This window comes from Streptomyces sp. NPDC093221 (assembly GCF_044753885.1).
GTDB lineage: Bacteria > Actinomycetota > Actinomycetes > Streptomycetales > Streptomycetaceae > Actinacidiphila.
The window spans coordinates 185,961-202,203 of the sequence record NZ_JBIVOA010000010.1; the positions used below are offsets into that span (position 1 = coordinate 185,961).

At 72.1% G+C, this 16,243-nt stretch carries 8 protein-coding genes and 2 tRNA genes; 7 read left to right on the top strand and 3 right to left on the bottom strand.

Going from position 1 to position 16,243, the window contains the following annotated elements:
- The first annotated feature begins 246 nt into the window (after positions 1 to 246).
- Entirely contained in the window at positions 247 to 2,070 is a 1,824-nt protein-coding gene (locus ACIQCJ_RS30675; protein WP_355343218.1) for an EAL domain-containing protein, read from the top strand.
- A gap of 124 nt (positions 2,071 to 2,194) precedes the next feature.
- Here the strand turns inward: ACIQCJ_RS30675 and ACIQCJ_RS30680 are convergent, their stop codons facing one another.
- The gene (locus tag ACIQCJ_RS30680) at positions 2,195 to 3,943 is read right to left on the bottom strand and encodes a glycosyl hydrolase family 18 protein (protein ID WP_355343298.1); all 1,749 of its coding nucleotides are present in this window, start codon (positions 3,941 to 3,943) and stop codon (positions 2,195 to 2,197) included.
- A 270-nt stretch (positions 3,944 to 4,213) separates the two neighbouring features.
- Positions 4,214 to 5,497, bottom strand: coding sequence for an LLM class flavin-dependent oxidoreductase (locus ACIQCJ_RS30685; RefSeq protein WP_402713158.1), 1,284 nt, complete (start codon positions 5,495 to 5,497; stop codon positions 4,214 to 4,216).
- 299 nt (positions 5,498 to 5,796) lie between these two features.
- Here ACIQCJ_RS30685 and ACIQCJ_RS30690 point away from each other — a divergent pair, with 299 nt between their 5' ends.
- The gene (locus ACIQCJ_RS30690) at positions 5,797 to 6,552 is read left to right on the top strand and encodes an IclR family transcriptional regulator C-terminal domain-containing protein (RefSeq protein ID WP_355343212.1); all 756 of its coding nucleotides are present in this window, start codon (positions 5,797 to 5,799) and stop codon (positions 6,550 to 6,552) included.
- 98 nt (positions 6,553 to 6,650) lie between these two features.
- Here the strand turns inward: ACIQCJ_RS30690 and ACIQCJ_RS30695 are convergent.
- Positions 6,651 to 6,724: transfer RNA gene (locus tag ACIQCJ_RS30695), tRNA-Lys, on the bottom strand.
- Positions 6,725 to 6,851: 127 nt separating this feature from the next.
- Here ACIQCJ_RS30695 and ACIQCJ_RS30700 point away from each other — a divergent pair.
- The 5 genes from ACIQCJ_RS30700 to ACIQCJ_RS30720 all read left to right on the top strand — a co-directional run bounded on the left by ACIQCJ_RS30700 (position 6,852) and on the right by ACIQCJ_RS30720 (position 16,136).
- The gene (locus ACIQCJ_RS30700; protein WP_402713159.1) at positions 6,852 to 10,598 is read left to right on the top strand and encodes a S8 family peptidase; all 3,747 of its coding nucleotides are present in this window, start codon (positions 6,852 to 6,854) and stop codon (positions 10,596 to 10,598) included.
- Between the two features lie 83 nt (positions 10,599 to 10,681).
- Positions 10,682 to 10,755 (top strand) — tRNA-Lys (locus ACIQCJ_RS30705).
- A 133-nt stretch (positions 10,756 to 10,888) separates the two neighbouring features.
- Positions 10,889 to 13,978 carry a Na+/H+ antiporter subunit A gene (locus ACIQCJ_RS30710; protein ID WP_402713160.1) on the top strand — a complete coding sequence of 1,030 codons (3,090 nt, stop codon included), beginning with the start codon at positions 10,889 to 10,891 and terminating at the stop codon, positions 13,976 to 13,978.
- Complete coding sequence (locus ACIQCJ_RS30715; RefSeq protein WP_355343203.1) at positions 13,975 to 14,460, top strand: Na(+)/H(+) antiporter subunit C; 486 nt, start codon at positions 13,975 to 13,977, stop codon at positions 14,458 to 14,460. The genes ACIQCJ_RS30710 and ACIQCJ_RS30715 overlap by 4 nt, the downstream gene beginning before the upstream one ends.
- Complete coding sequence (locus tag ACIQCJ_RS30720) at positions 14,457 to 16,136, top strand: Na+/H+ antiporter subunit D (RefSeq protein ID WP_402713161.1); 1,680 nt, start codon at positions 14,457 to 14,459, stop codon at positions 16,134 to 16,136. The genes ACIQCJ_RS30715 and ACIQCJ_RS30720 overlap by 4 nt, the downstream gene beginning before the upstream one ends.
- The last annotated feature ends 107 nt before the right edge of the window (positions 16,137 to 16,243 follow it).

Genomic DNA, 16,243 nt, shown 5'->3' on the forward strand with positions numbered 1-16,243 from the left:
GGAATGTGACGATATGTCCTGTCCGACTGCTCCAGCCGGGCGGTGTGCGGGAGGCGTACGGGCGTCGCACAGCGGTCACTACGGTGCGTAATGTCCCCGGGGATGCGATCACATGAGCGATCCGTTCGGACACGTTCGGTCGATCCGTCAGCACACGTGCGGAGAATCACCACCAGGGCGCTGGAACACCAACTCCGCCAGCCCATATGATCGCGATCGAGACGAGCGCGAAGCGGGGAGCGGGCCATGGGCGGACCCTCGGGCGGCCCAGGTGTCGAGCCCGAAAGCACAGCACAAGTCATCACGCACAGTCACACCTCTGCCCCACACTCCGGCGGCGGCGCGGAACCGCAGCCGGCCGGACGGACGGCGGGGCAGGGAAGTACGGCCGCGCGGCCGGGCGACGCCGACCTGCGCGACTACCGGGCCGCCTTCGCCATCGCCCAGACCGCGATGGCGCTGCTCGCCCCCGACGGCACGGTCCTGGAGGCCAACGGCGCGCTCGGCGCGCTGCTGGGCGCCTCGCCCGAGCGGATGAGCGCCACGGGCGCCGCCGCGCTCCTCGGCCTGAGCGGCGACCGGCACGCCCGCGCCGCCTTCCACGACGTGCTCACCGGCCGCCGCGAACGGCTGCGCTGCACGCGCGGCATCACCCGCCCGGACGGCAGCACCGTGCACGCCGAGATCACGCTCTCACGCACCGGCGCGCGCCCGCTGCTGCTGTCCGTCGAGGACGTCGGCGAACGGGACACCCTGCGCGAGGAGCTGCGGCACCTGCGCATGCACGACCCGGTCAGCAGACTGCCCAACCGCGCGCTGTTCTTCGAGCGGCTGTCGGCCGCCGTCGGCGACCACGGCAGCCGGACCGGCCGGATCGGCCTGTGCTATCTGGACCTGGACGGCTTCAAGGCGGTCAACGACACGCTCGGCCACCGCGTCGGCGACGAACTGCTGGCCGCCGTGGGCCGCCGCCTGCTGGCCTGCGCCGAGCCCGGCGGGCACCTGGTGGCGCGGCTCGGCGGCGACGAATTCGCCCTGCTGGTACGGGACTCCACCGGTACGGGGCAGGCGACGGATCTGGCCGAGGCCGTACTGGCCGCGCTCCAGCCGCCGTTCGACGTGGGCGGCCACCGGCTCGCGGTCTCCGCCAGCATCGGCGTGGTCGAACGGGAGGCGGCGGGCACGTCGGCCACCGGTCTGATGCAGGCCGCCGACACCACGCTGTACTGGGCCAAGGCCGACGGCAAGGCGCGCTGGACGCTCTTCGACCCGGAGCGCAACGAGCACCGGATGACCCGTCAGGCCCTGTCCCGTACGCTGCGGCAGGCCGTCGAGCGCGGCGAATTCGTCCTGGACTACCAGCCGTTGGTCGCCCTCGACTCGGGCGAACTGCGCGGTGTCGAGGCGCTGGTGCGCTGGGAGCACCCGCACTTCGGGCGGCTGGCGCCCAACCGCTTCATCGGTCTCGCCGAGGAGGACGGCTCCATCGTCCAGCTCGGCCGCTGGGTGCTCGCCGAGTCCTGCCGCCAGGCCCGCGCCTGGCAACTGGCCCACCCCGAGGCGCCGTTGGTGGTCAGTGTCAACGTGGCCGTACGCCAGGTCTGGGACTCCGACCTGGTCGCCGACGTCGCCGCGATCCTGGCCGACACCGGTCTGCCGCCGCGGCTGCTCCAGTTGGAACTCACCGAGTCCGCCGTGATGGGCTCCGCCGGCCGTCCCCTCCAGGCGCTGCACGCCCTGGACGAGATGGGCGTACGGATCGCCATCGACGACTTCGGCACCGGTTACTCCAACCTCGCCTACATGAGCCGCCTCCCGGTCTCGGCCCTGAAGCTGGACGGCTCCTTCGTGCAGGGCTTCCGCTCCGCGGAACACCCCAACCCGGCCGACGAGACGATCGTCGAGGCGCTGGTCGAACTGGCCCACCGGCTCGGTCTTACGGTGACGGCGGAGTGCGTAGAGAACGCGGAGCAGGCGGAGCGCCTGCGGCGGATCGGCTGCGACACGGGCCAGGGCTGGCACTACTCGCGCCCCGTGGCGGCGGCGGCGATCTCCGCGCTGCTGGACTGAGGCGGCACGCGCCGCGGGACCGGGGCGGTACGCGCCGCGCGACGGCGGCACGCGGAAGGGGCCCGCGTCCTTGGGGGGAGAAAGGACGCGGGCCCCGGGTCATGCGGTCAGGAGGTGAGCCGCGTCAGCAGGCCCCGAGGTCCTGCCACACGCCCCATTCCCCGGTCGTACCGGGCTCCTCATTGGTGGTCCACCACTTGGCGTTCCACTTGTGGCCCTTCCAGGAGACCTGGTTGCCACCGACGTAGACCGCGGAGGCGGACCAGGACGGCAGGGTGCAGGTGCCGCCCGGCGGGGTGGTCGGAGGCGTGGTGGGCGGGGTCGTCGGCGGCGTCGTGGGGGGCGTCGTCGGCGGGGTGGTGGGAGGCGTGGTCGGCGGGGTGGTCGGCGGCGTGGTGGTCGTGCCGCAGCCGGACGCGGACCCGTTGGTCGCCGTCACGATCTTGTTGAAGAGGGTGGCGGCGGGATCGAGGTCGAGCAGCGAGTACATCATCGAGCCGGCCAGGTTGTGGCAGTGCGCGTAGTCCGCCTTGGCCTGGATCGCCTGGGCGCCGAGGCCGGTCCAGAACTCGGTCCCGTTGTAGAACCAGTTGGCCTGGGTGCTCGGGTCGTAGAACGTCGTGGAGGCGTTGTCCACGAGCCCGGTGAGCTCCTTGTAGTACGCGGTGCCCGCGACCTGGCTGATGCCGCGCGCCGGGGCGGGGCCCGAAGCGGACTGGTACAGGCCGTGGTTGCTGCCCGCGGGTACGCCGGTCCAGCCGCGGTAGTACAGCGGGTAGCCCATGGTGATCTTCGTGGACGGGAAGCCGCCCGCGATGCCGTAGGCCGAATTGCCGTTGATCCACGCGTTGATGGCGTGATCGGTGCTGTACTTCTCGGTGCCCGGCGGGATCGCCGTGGACGGGTCGGTCGGCGACTGGTACAGCGGGTCCTGGAGGTTGGTCGGACCGGTCGCGTCCCAGGCTCCGTGCATGTCGTACGTCATGATGTTCGCGTAGTCGAGGTACTGCCCGACCTTGTTGGTCTCGATCTGCGCGATCTTGTCCTGGCCGGCCGGGAGCGCGGCGGTCAGCAGCATCTTCTTGTTGCCGTTGGCCGTGCCGTACGCGTTCAGCTCGGTGCGGAACTCCGCGAGCAGCGCGGTGAAGTTGGCCTTGTCGTTGGGGCTGTAGTGGTTGCCCACGTGGCCGTTGGGCGAGCCGGGGTACTCCCAGTCGATGTCGAAGCCGTCGAAGATCCCGGCACCGCTGCCGGGGCCGCCGTAGCCGCCCTGCACGGGCAGATTGCCCTTGATGAACATGTCGATGCAGGAGCTGACGAACTTCTTCCGGCTGGCGTCCGTGGCCGCCACGTCGGAGAAGTACTTGGAGTAGGTCCAGCCGCCGATCGAAGCGACGATCTTCAGGTTGGGGTGCTTCGCCTTCAGCTTCTTGAGCTGGTTGAAGTTGCCGACGATCGGCTGGTTCCAGGTGTCGGCGACACCGTCCACGCTGATGTCCGCGCCGAACGACTTCTGGTAGTCGGCGAAGGAGTCGCCCGCGCCGTCACCGGCGTTGGGGTTGGACTCGTTCGTGGAGTCCGACGCCTTGGTGGCCTCGAAACAGGTCAGGTTCGAGGGGTCGATGTTCTCGAACGAGTAGTTGAGGATGTCGAGTTTGCCCGCCACCCCCGACGTGTCGAGGTTCTTCGGGTAGTAGGCGTTGCCGTACACGCTCCACTGGTCGTAATAGGCGATCTTCACGCCGCCGCTGCTCGCGGCGGCGGCCGCGGGCTTGGCGGCGGCGGTGGTGTCCGCCTGGGCTGTGCCCACTCCGGCGACGAGCGCGGTGAGCGCTCCGGCGGTGAGGGCGGCGGTCGTGACGGCTGCCACGATCGCTCTCTTCCTGGACTGCACGAGTACCTCCGGGGGGAGAGGGAGGAACAACAGGGGGCTGGTGAATGGATAACCCCTCGTCAAGTGCACGTCAATGGTCTGAACCAGACTTGGACTAGACCAATCCTGCGGAAGGCGACCGGCCGGTAGCGTTCCGCGACAACGGCAAAGCCGCTCGTCAACCGGGTGACAAGCGGCTTTAACGCTGACTTAAGGCTGGTCAGGGGCCGTCGCGCGACGTTGGACCACGCACCGGCCGGAAATGAGTCTTTAACCGGCGGCGACCTCGGAGGAGACACCCGACGGGGCCTCGGCGGAGGCCGTCGCGATGTCCTTCGGGAAGCCGTACGCGTCCGCGATGAGGTCGTAGGAACGCAGCCGGACCGACGGCGTGTGCGCGTTGGCGGTGATCACCAACTCGTCGGCGCCGGTGCGGTCCACGACCTGGTCGAGTCCGGTACGCACCGTGTCCGGGTCGCCGTGGATGATGTTCACCAGCCACGAGTCCACGAAGTCCCGTTCCGCCGGGCTGAATTCGTACGCCTCGGCCTCCTCGGGCGTCGGCACCAGGCCGGGGCGTCCGGTGCGCAGCCGCAGCATGCTCAGCGCGCCGGAGAGCACCTGGCGGCGCGCCTCGGCCGGGTCGTCGGCGGCCAGCGCGGCGACGCCGATCGAGGCGTAGGGGCGGTCCAGGATCTCCGAGGGCCGGAAGGACTCGCGGTAAAGGGCCAGCGCGGGAACGGTGTTGGCGGCCGAGAAGTGGTGCGCGAAGGAGAACGGCAGGCCGAGCGTGCCCGCCAGTCGCGCGCTGAAGCCGGAAGAGCCCAGCAGCCACACGCTCGGGCGGCCCGCCGACTGGACGCCGCCGGGCGCCGTGCCCTGCACCGGGCCGGGAATGGCGTGAATGCGCGCGTAGCGGTGCCCGTCGGGGAAGTCGTCGTCCAGGAACCGGGTCAACTCCGCGAGCTGCTGCGGGAATTCGTCCGCGCCCTCGTGCAGCCGGTCGGTGCGGCGCAGCGCGGCGGCCGTCGCGCCGTCGGTGCCGGGCGCGCGGCCGAGACCGAGGTCGATCCGGCCGGGGGCCAGCGCCTCCAGGGTGCCGAACTGCTCGGCGATCACCAGCGGCGCGTGGTTGGGCAGCATCACCCCGCCGGAGCCGAGCCGCAGCGTGCGGGTGTGGGCGGCGAGGTGGGCGAGGATCACCGCGGGCGAGGAGCTGGCGACGCCCGGCATCGAGTGGTGCTCGGCCACCCACATCCGGTGGTAGCCGCGGGTCTCCGCGGTCCTGGCGATCTCGACGCTGGTGCGCAGCGCGTCGGTGGCGGTGAAGCCGCTGCCGACGGTGGCCAGATCCAGTACGGACAGCGGTACGGGGGCGGTGCCGCGGACCGGGCCGCGGATGCCCCGGCCGCGGAGCGTACCGGTGTCGCCGTCCCGGCCGTCCGTACGGGACCGGCCGTCCGTAGCGGACCGCCCGTCCGTTCGTTCGCCCTGCTGTTCGCCCTGTCGTTCGTCACCCACGGCGGGCGCCTCCTCGATCGTCTCCGTGCCCATGTCTGCCCCACCCCTGCTCGACCGACAACCGGAGCCCGCGTCCGGTTATTCCCGGGCGCGGATTGTACGGTTCCCCCGCCGTTTCCTTTTCGGGTAATGACGTCGGCATATGCCAGGGTGGCCCCTTCCTGCATATACGCTTGAAGAGCCCCGGATAACCGGCCAACCGCCTCTACCTGAAACGGGATTGGGGCTATCGTGGAGACCGGCCCAGCCGCCGGGTCCGGTCGTCTCGGATACCCGTCCGTGACCGGCGGCGACAGCCAGGACGCAAACGGTCATACCTGCAGGGGGCTACCGTGGCGCTTGAACACCGACAGATCGAGCCGGTGTACGCGGTCCAGTACGCGCTGCGCGTGCTCGAATCCGTCGACACCCATCGGCACGGCGTCACCGCCGAACAGTTGGCCCGCGAAATCGGTGTGCCGCTGGACTATCTCTCCCATCTGCTGGCAATGCTGCGCCGCGAGCGTTATCTCGGATTTCTGCCCGGCGGCGGATATGTCATCGGCGAGTCCATGGTGCTCCTCGGCGCCGCCAACCGCGACCACGCCCTCGCGGAGAAGCTCCAGACGGTCCTGGCCGAACTGCGCGACGAAGTGGGCGCGGCCGTCTACTTCAGCCGGTACGACGACGGCGAGGTGCACGTCATCGACTTCGCCGACGGCCCCAACGCGCCGAAGGTCAACGAGTGGGTGGACTTCCGCTCCTCCGCCCACGCCAGCGCGGTCGGCAAGTGCCTGCTCTCGCAGCTCGACCACGACGGCCGGATGGAACACCTCTCGCGGCACCGCCCGGCCCGGCTGACCTCGCGCACCGTCGTGGACGACCGCGTCCTGCTGACCAAGCTCGAACGGCAACCGACCTCGGTGCCCACGCTCGACCTCCAGGAATACGCGGTCGGCACCGTCTGCGCCGCGATCCCGGTCACCATCGGCAAGACGGTCGCCTGCCTCGCGCTGTCGATGCCGTACGCCCAGGCCCACCGCCTCAAGCCCGCCGTGGACACCCTCCACACCCGCGCGGCCCCGGTCCTGCTCTCCTTCAGCATCTGATCCGCCACGGCACAGGCTCGGCACGGCGAAGACCCGGCACGGCGAACGTTCGGTACGACAAAGGCCCCCCGTGTGTACGGAGGGCCTTCGTGGGCAAGTGCGCCGCCAGGGACTCGAACCCCGGACCCGCTGATTAAGAGTCAGCTGCTCTAACCAACTGAGCTAGCGGCGCCTGCTGACGTGGGAGATCGTACCCGATGGTCGGGGCCGGGCTCAAAGCGGCGGCGGATTGCCGCCAGGCGGAATCGCGCCACCGCCGATCCGTGCGGTGGCGGGCGTACGGCCGGTAGATCATGTGCATGACTTCGACTCGACGCCGGATCACCGTACCGGCGGGCACCACCGTGCTCGCCCTCGGTACCGCACTCCTGCTGCCCACGGGCCCCGCCGCCGCGGCGACCCCCGCGGCGGCCCCGCGGTCCGCGCCCTCGTCAGCCAACTCCACCCCCTCCGCCACCTCGACCACCGTCACCCTGCTCACCGGCGATGTCGTGCACATCGCCGACGGCCCCGGCAAGCAGGACACCGTCACCGTCGACCGCGCGCCCGGAGCGCGGGGGATCGTACGGATCCAGCAGTACGGCGGTGACACGTACGTCATTCCCGACGAGGCGGAGCCGCTGCTGGCCGCGGGGAAGCTGGACCGGCGGCTGTTCGACGTGTCCGCCCTGGCCGCGATGGGCTACGACGACGCGCACAGCGCCGGACTGCCGCTGATCGCCACCTGGACCGACGCCGCCCGCACGGCACGGTCGCAGCCCGCGGCTCCGGCCGGCGCGAGCACCGTACGGACGCTGCCGAGCATCGGCGGCGCGGCCCTGAAGGCCGACAAGAAGCGGTCCCGCGCCTTCTGGACCGGCCTGGCGGGCCCGGCGGGCAACGCCCGTTCGCTCAACGGCGCCACCGGCATCGACAAGCTGTGGCTCGACGGCCGGGTGACGGCCGACCTCAAGGACTCGGTGCCGCAGATCAACGCGCCGCAGGCGTGGGCCGAGGGCTACGACGGCGCGGGCGAGAAGGTCGCCGTCCTGGACACCGGCGTGGACGACACCCACCCCGACCTGAAGGACCGGATCGCCACCGAGCAGAGTTTCGTGCCCGGCCAGGCCGTCACCGACGGCAACGGCCACGGCACGCACGTCGCCTCCACCATCGCGGGCAGTGGCGCGGCCTCCGACGGCAGTTACAAGGGCGTCGCGCCGGGCGCGAAGCTGCTGGTCGGCAAGGTGCTCTCGAACGAGGGCGAGGGCCAGGACTCCTGGATCATCGCGGGCATGGAGTGGGCCAAGGCCCAGGGCGCCGACGTGGTGAGCATGAGCCTCGGCTCCCCGATACCCGACGACGGCACCGACCCGATGGCCCAGGCCGTCAACTCCCTGTCGGCGAACGGCGGTCCGCTGTACGTGATCGCCGCGGGCAACTCCTACGGCGCGGGCACCATCGGCGCCCCCGGCTCGGCGCGCGACGCGCTGACCGTGGCGGCCGTCGACAAGTCCGACCAGCGCGCCGACTTCTCCAGCATGGGCCCGCTGAGCGGCGGTTACGGTCTCAAGCCGGACCTGTCGGCGCCCGGCGTCGACATCACCGCGGCGATGCCCGGCGGCGGCTACCAGACGATGTCCGGTACGTCGATGGCCACCCCGCACGTGGCGGGCGCCGCCGCGATCCTCAAGCAGCGGCACCCCGACTGGACCGCGGCGCGGCTCAAGGACGCGCTGATGAGCACGTCCAAGGTGCTCGCCGACTACACGCCGTTCGAGCAGGGCACCGGCCGGGTCGACGTACTGGCCGCGGTCGACTCACCGGTCCAGGCCACCGGTTCGGTCGACACGGCCGTCTACTCCTGGCCGCACGACGGCGCGGCCCCGGCCACCCGCGTGATCACGTACCGCAACAGCGGCAAGGCCCCGGTCACGCTGGATCTGGCGACGGACACCAAGGACCCGGCGTACACGCTGTCGGCGCCGTCCGTCACCGTGGCCGCGGGCGGCAGCGCGGACGTCACGCTGACGCTCGACCCGGCCGGGGTGCCGTCGGCGACCACCTTCTCCGGCCAGGTGCTGGCGACCGACGCGGCGACCGGACACGTCGTCGCGCACACCGGCTTCGCGCTGGAGAAGGAACAGGAGCTGTACGACTACACGGTCAAGCTGCGCGGCCGGGACGGAAAGCCCGCCGCGGGCACCGTCGTGCTGGCGCAGGAGGGCAACCCCAACCCGTCGCCGGTCGCGGTCGACGGCGAGCGCACGCTGCGGCTGGCGCCCGGCACGTACATGGCGTACGCGGAGATCGACGTGGCAGGCGACGCGCCGGACTCGCTGGGCCTGGCCGTGCTGATCAACCCGGAGACGGTGCTCAGCAAGGACACCACCGTCACGCTCGACGCGAGCAAGGCGCGCAAGGTCAGCGCGGCCGTGCCGGGTCAGCGGACCCAGACGCGGCAGCTCCACGTGGACATCGCCCGCACCTTCGCCGACGGCGAGGTCGTCCGTGACGCGGCGGTCCTGCCGCTGACGTACGACACGCTGTACGCGTCGCCGACGGCCAAGGTAGGCAACGGCACCTTCGACTTCCTGACCCGCTGGCGGCTCGGCGAGCGGCAGGTCGCCGTCACCGGGCGCGGGCAGGACCTGGACACCACCCCGCAGCCCGGCGCCACCGTCACCGACGGCAAGGGCACGCTCCGCGCGGTCTACGCCGGGCAGGGCGGCGCGGCCGACTACCGGGGTCTGGACGCCAGGGGCAAGGTCGTGGTGGTCGAGCGCTCCGACGCCGTCACGCCGGTCCAGCGTGCCGCGGCGGCGACCGCCGCGGGCGCGAAGCTGCTGATCGTCGTCAACGACGGCCGCGGCAGGCTGCTGGAGTCCTACGCCGACCCCGACAACGGCTACCAGGACACGCCGCTGACCGTGGTCTCCGTCCAGCAGGGCGCGGGCGCGAAGCTCGTCGCCGACGCCAAGGGCGGCAAGCTCTCGCTGAGCGTCGAACAGCGCGAGTACACCCGGGTCGTCTACGACCTGCTCGACCAGCACGACGGCACCATCCCTGACCGCTCCCTGGCCTACACCCCCGACCCCAGGCGCGACCTGGCCAAGGTCACCGCCACCTACAACGGCGACCGCGCCCGCGCGGGCGCCGGCTTCCGCTACGACATCCCCGCCTGGGGCTACGGCATCGGTTTCGCCGAGCAGGAGTCCTACCCGGGCACCCGTACCGAGTACGTCTCGCCCGAGCACGGCGCCGGATTCTGGTACGAGGACCACTCCGTCTACGACGCGGACTACAGCAACCAGCTCCTGGAGGAGCGCGGCGGCAACGACTCGTTCACACCGGGCCGTTCGTACGCGGTCTCCTGGTTCGGCGGGATCTTCCGGCCGCGCCTCGGCTCCGCCTTCTGGGGGCCGAACCGCTCGTCGTACAACGACATCCAGTTCAACATCACGCCGTGGACGGACGGCGGCGCGGGCCACTCGGGCGACATGCCCGCCGACGAGTACGACGGCCGCACCACCTACGCCGCCTACCAGGGCGACACCCTCGTCGCCCAGGGAGTCGGCCGGGCGGGCGGCATCTGGGACCAGCCCGCGAAGAAGCTGCCCTACCGGCTGGTGCTCGACTCGGCGCGGGACGCCAAGGAGTGGCGGACCTCGATCCGTACGCACACCGAGTGGAACTTCGTCTCGGGGCCGCTGCCCGAGGGCGTCGGCCAGGACGACGTCAAGCTGCTCCAGCTCGACTACGACGTGCCCACCGACACCGCGGGCGATGTGCCCGGCGGCCGGCTGATCCCGGTCGGTCTGGGGTCCACCACGCAGGAGTGGCTGGACGGCGCGACGAAGGCGGCCTCGGCGAAGCTGTCGGTCTCCTACGACGACGGCAGGACCTGGCTGCCGACGCTGCTGATCAAGGACCGCAAGGGCCACTGGACGACGCTGATCCGGACTCCGCGCGACCCCGGCGGCTCCGTGTCGCTGAAGGCGAGCGCGTCCGACGGCGCGGGCGGCTCGGTGAGCCAGGAGATCATCAGGGCCTTCGGCCTGAGGTGACCGGCTGACCCACCGGGCGGAGGGGATGGTCGGAGGGGGTGGTCGAGACCACCCCCTCCGACCACGTATGATGGTCCCCGCAAGCGCCGCTAGCTCAGTTGGTTAGAGCAGCTGACTCTTAATCAGCGGGTCCGGGGTTCGAGTCCCTGGCGGCGCACTTGCCCAGAAGGCCCTCCGCGCGAGCGGGGGGCCTTCTCCGTGTGCCCGCCGGTGTGCTCCGCACGGGTGGTCCTGGGCGGCGGCGGGCGCGGCAGGCGTACGGGGCGGGGCGGGCGGAGGAAGGTCGGCCCGTGCTGGGGCTGATCGTGGGTCATTTCGTGCTGGCGGGTTTCGCGGGGGTGTTCACGCGGTGGTGGGGCCGCCGGGCCTTCCTCGTGCTCGCCGCCGCGCCCGCCGCGACCGCCGTCTGGGCGGCCCTCCAGTGGAACGCGGTCGCCAACGGCCGGGTGCGCGAACAGACCTGGCACTGGGCCCCCGCCCTCGACCTGGAGATCGCGCTGCGCCTCGACGCGCTGAGCCTGCTGCTCGCCGTCCTCGCGGGCGGCGTCGGCGCCCTCGTCCTGGTCTACTGCGCCGGGTACTTCCGCGACGACGAGCCGGGACTCGGCGGCTTCGCGGGCACCCTGACCGCCTTCGCGGGCGCCATGCTCGGCCTCGTCCTGGCCGACGACCTGATGCTCCTGTACGTCTTCTGGGAGCTGACCACCGTCCTGTCCTTCCTGCTGATCGGCCACAGCGCCGAGAAGAAGGCCAACCGGCGTTCCGCCCTCCAGGCCCTGGTGGTCACCACCGCGGGCGGCCTCGCCATGCTCGTCGGGCTGCTGATGCTCGGCCACCTCGCGGGCACCTACCGGCTGTCCGCACTGATCGCCCACCCGCCCGCCACCGGTCCCGCCGTACGCGTCGCCCTCGTCCTGGTCCTCGCGGGCGCCCTGTCCAAGTCCGCCGTGTGGCCCTTCAGCCTGTGGCTGCCCGGCGCGATGGCCGCGCCCACCCCCGTCAGCGCCTACCTGCACGCGGCGGCCATGGTGAAGGCCGGTGTCTATCTCGTCGCCCGCCTCTCCCCCGCCTTCGCCCCCGTCGGCCCCTGGCGCGCCCTCACCGTCGGCCTCGGCCTGGCCACCATGCTCCTCGGCGGATGGCGCGCCCTGCGCGAATTCGACCTCAAACGGATCCTCGCCTACGGCACCGTCAGCCAACTCGGCTTCCTCACCGCCCTGGTCGGCACCGGCTCCCACAACGCCGCTCTCGCCGGAGTCACCCTCCTGTTCGCCCACGCCCTCTTCAAGGCCGCCCTCTTCCTCGTCGTCGGCGCCGTCGACCAGACCACCGGCACCCGCGACATCCGCCGCCTGTCGGGCCTGGCCCGCACCTCCCCCCTCCTGTGCGCCGCCGCCACCCTCGCCGCCGCCTCCATGACCGGCCTCCCCCCCTTCCTCGGCTTCCCCGCCAAAGAAGCCGCCTTCGACGCCCTGACCCCCCTCCCCCTCTCCCTGTCCGTCCTCGGCTCCGCCCTGACCGTCGCATACACCCTGCGCTTCCTGTGGGGCGCCTTCGGACCGAGCGAGGCGGTCCGCGAGGCACCGTCAAGCGCGAGCGAGCCCCCTGCCGCCCCTCCCCCCGCAGCCGCCGACGTACCGGAGGGGACGGGCCGGGGTGCCCCCGCAGATTTGCGTGCCGACAGGGCGGCGACGGATGCGCAGGAGCAGGCAGCACGCAGCTCGAGGAGGTACCCCGGCCCGGGACCGACCCGCCCACGCACGGGAGCCGCCCACACGGCCAGCGCACACACACCCCGCCCACACACGGCAGGCCCACACCTGAAGGGCTGGGAAAAGGCGGTGCCCGTAGGAACGCTGGCACTCGCCGGGACGGTCCTCGGCCCCTACGTCACCCACCTCGAACCGCTGCTCGGGCAGTACGCCCACTCCGTACCGGAAGCGGACGGCGCCACGCCGTACCACCTGGCGCTGTGGCACGGCTGGGGCACCCCCCTGGCCCTGTCCCTGGTCGCCTGGGCCCTGGGCGCAGCCCTCTTCGCGGCGAACACCCCCCTGATCCGGCTCGCCCGGAAAACGGCCCTCCCCACCGCCGAAGCGGCCTTCGCCCGCATGATCCGCGGCACCGAATGGTTCGCCCTCCAGCTCACCGGCACGGTGCAACGCGGCTCCCTCGCGGTCTACTTGACCACCGCCCTCCTCGTGTTCACCGGCACCGAGTCGTACGCCCTGGTCCACGACGCCCCCTGGCACACTCCCGGCGGCGGCCCCCGCCTGGCGGACGACGCGGCGCAGGCCGCCGTGGCGGTCGCGGTGATGGCGGCGGCGGTGCTGTGCGTGACGGCCCGGCTGCGGATGAAGGCGGTGGTGCTGGCGGGCACCACGGGCTACGGCACGGCGGTGCTGTTCGTGCTCCAGGGCGCCCCCGACCTGGCCCTGACGCAGTTCACCGTGGAGACGGCCAGCATCGTGGTGTTCGTGCTGGTGCTGCGCCGCCTCCCGGCGCGCTTCCCGCGCACCGCCCCGCGCCGTCGCGCGGCGAACTACGCGGTGGGCGCCGCCGCGGGCGCCCTCGTCGCGGGCCTGACGTATCTGACGGCGGCGGCCCGCCGGGCGAGCGACGCCCGCGCCGCGCTGATCGAGGCGACCGAGCACGACGGCGTGAAGAACGTGGTGGCGACGATCCTGGTGGATCTGCGCGCCTGGGACACGATGGGCGAGTCCGCGGTGCTGGCGGTCGCCGCGGTCGGCGTGACGAGTCTGCTGTTCCTGCGCCGCCGCGCGGGCTCGCTGCCACGGGCAGCGGACGGCGAGGAGCCGGGCACCGTATGGCGGGCGGGGCCGCGCGAGGCGCCGGGCCCGGCGTCACTGGCCCCCGAGCGGACCTGGCTGTCCGCGAGCGGCACCCTTGCGCAGGAGCGCCGCTCGGTGGTCTTCGAGGTGGTGGCCCGGCTGACCTTCCACCCGATCCTGGTGCTCTCCCTCTACCTGCTGTTCAGCGCGGAGAATCTGCCCGGCGGCGGCTTCACGGCCGGGCTCGTCGCGGGCCTGGCGCTGGTGGTGCGCTATCTGGCGGGCGGGCGGTACGAGTTGGCCGCCGCGGCCCCGGTGGACGCCGGTTTCCTGCTGGGCGCGGGCCTGGTCGTGTCGGTCGGTACGGGCCTGGGCGGGCTGGTGTTCGGGCGCGCGGTGCTCGACGCGGGCACGTACCACGCGCGGCTGCCGCTGTTCGGCTCGGTCCATCTGGCGAGCCCGGTGCTCTTCGACTTCGGGGTCTACCTGCTGGTGCTCGGCGTCGTCCTGGACGTGCTGCGCGGCCTGGGCGCCGAGATCGACCTCCAGATCGAACGGGACGGCCGCGGGGAGAGGGAGGTCACGTGAAGGCGACGATCGCGCTCATCGCGGTGGGCGGTGTGCTGTTCGGCTGCGGCACCGCGCTGCTGATGTCCAGACCGCTGACCCGGATCCTGCTGGGCGCGGTGCTGCTCGGCAACGGGGCGAATCTGCTGGTGCTCGCCACGTCGGGCAAGGCGGGGAAGCCGCCGCTGCTGTATCCGGGCACCGACCCGAAGGACGTCACCGACCCGCTGCCGCAGGCGATGGCGCTCACCGCGATCGTCATCACGCTGGCGCTGACGGCGTTCCTGCTGGCGATGGCGTACCGGAGCTGGCAGTTGTCGGGGAACGACGACGTGCAGGACGACGTCGAGGACATCCGGATCGCGCTGCGCGCAGAACACGAGGGCACGCGGGCGGAGTTGCGGGCCGTGCTGCGGGCGGACCGGGTGCGGCAGGCCCGCGCGGAGGAGACCGAGGACCTCGACGACGAGGTGTGGGACCACGTACTGGGGGCCGACCGGTGACCGCGTCCGACCTGCTGCCGCTGCCGGTGGCGCTGCCGCTGCTCGCGGCCGGGGTGAAGCTGGCGATCGGCCAACGGCTGCCGCGTACGCAGCGGTTCATCAGCGCGGGCGTGCTGTGCGCGGTGCTCGGCGCGTCGCTCGCCCTGCTGGTGGCCGCCGACCGGGACGGGCCGCAGGTCATGCACACCGGCACCTGGCCCGCGTCGGTCGGCATCACGCTGGTCGCCGACCGGCTGTCCGGGCTGATGCTGGTGGTGTCGGCCGCGGTCACGCTGTGCGTGCTGATCTACTCGATCGGCCAGGGCATGGCCGACCAGGACGCGGCGACACCGCTGTCCGTCTTCCACCCGGCGTATCTGATCCTGGTCGCCGGGGTCTGCGACACCTTCCTCGCGGGCGACCTGTTCAACCTCTATGTCGGCTTCGAGATCATGCTGACCAGCAGCTATGTGCTGTTGACGCTCGGCGGTACGGCGGCCCGCATGCGGGCGGGCGCCACGTACGTGGTGGTGTCGCTGCTGTCGTCGGTGCTGTTCCTCGTCGCGATCGGGATGGTCTACGCGGCGGCCGGGACGGTGAATCTGGCGCTGCTCGCCGGGCGGCTGGCCGAACTGCCCTCCGGCGTACGGCTGCTGCTGCAACTGGCGCTGCTGACCGTCTTCGGCATCAAGGCCGCCGTCTTCCCGCTGGCGGCGTGGCTGCCGGACTCGTACCCGACCGCGCCCGCGCCGGTCACCGCCGTCTTCGCCGGTCTGCTCACCAAGGTCGGCGTCTACTCGATACTGCGGACCCAGACGCTGCTGTTCCCCGGCGGGCGGCTCGCCGACCCGCTGATGCTGGTCGCCCTGCTGTCGATGGTGATCGGCATCCTGGGCGCGGTCGCCCAGACCGACCTCAAGCGGCTGCTGTCCTTCACGCTGGTCAGCCACATCGGGTACATGGTCTTCGGTATCGCGCTCGCCTCACGCGGCGGCATCGCAGGCTCCGTCTTCTACGTGGCCCACCACATCACCGTGCAGACCACGCTCTTCCTCGTCGCGGGGCTGATCGAACGGCGCGGCGGCACGACGGATCTGCTGCGGCTGGGCGGCCTGGCCCGGATCTCGCCGCTGCTCGCCGTCGTCTTCTTCGTCCCCGCCATGAACCTCGCCGGTATTCCGCCGCTGTCCGGTTTCCTCGGCAAACTCGGCCTGCTGCGCGCCGGCATCGCCAACGGGGGCGGCTGGGCGTACGTCCTGGTCGCGGGCGGCATCGCCACCAGCCTGCTGACGCTGTACGCGTTGGCGAAGGTCTGGAACCTGGCCTTTTGGCGTGCCGCCCCGCCCGATCTGTGCGAGGACGGCACCGTCCTGGAATCCGACGAGGACTCCGCCGACGCGGAGGAGGGCGGCTCGGGGCCGGCACCCGCGCCCCCGTCGCCCCCGTCGCCCGGGGAGGACTCCGGGGCGACCGCCGTGCCGCTGCCCGCCGGGGCCGCCCACGCCGCGTCCCTCAGCGGGCGGCCCATCACCACCACGGCGGCCCTCCCCGCGCCGATGCTTCTCGCCACCTGCGCCATGGTCGCGCTCGGTCTGTCGTTCACCGTCCTGGCCGGGCCCCTCACCGGCCTCGCCGATCGCTCCGCGAGCGAGCTCCTGTCCCGAACCCCGTACGTCTCGGCGGTCCTCCGCCACTGACGGTCCCCACCGGCCGGTGGTCCGGAGACAACCGGACTGCCCCGCCGGGGCGGGTGGTGACCCGCGGGAACGCGGTAATTGAGCGCGCGGTTCCCCATGCCCCCGAC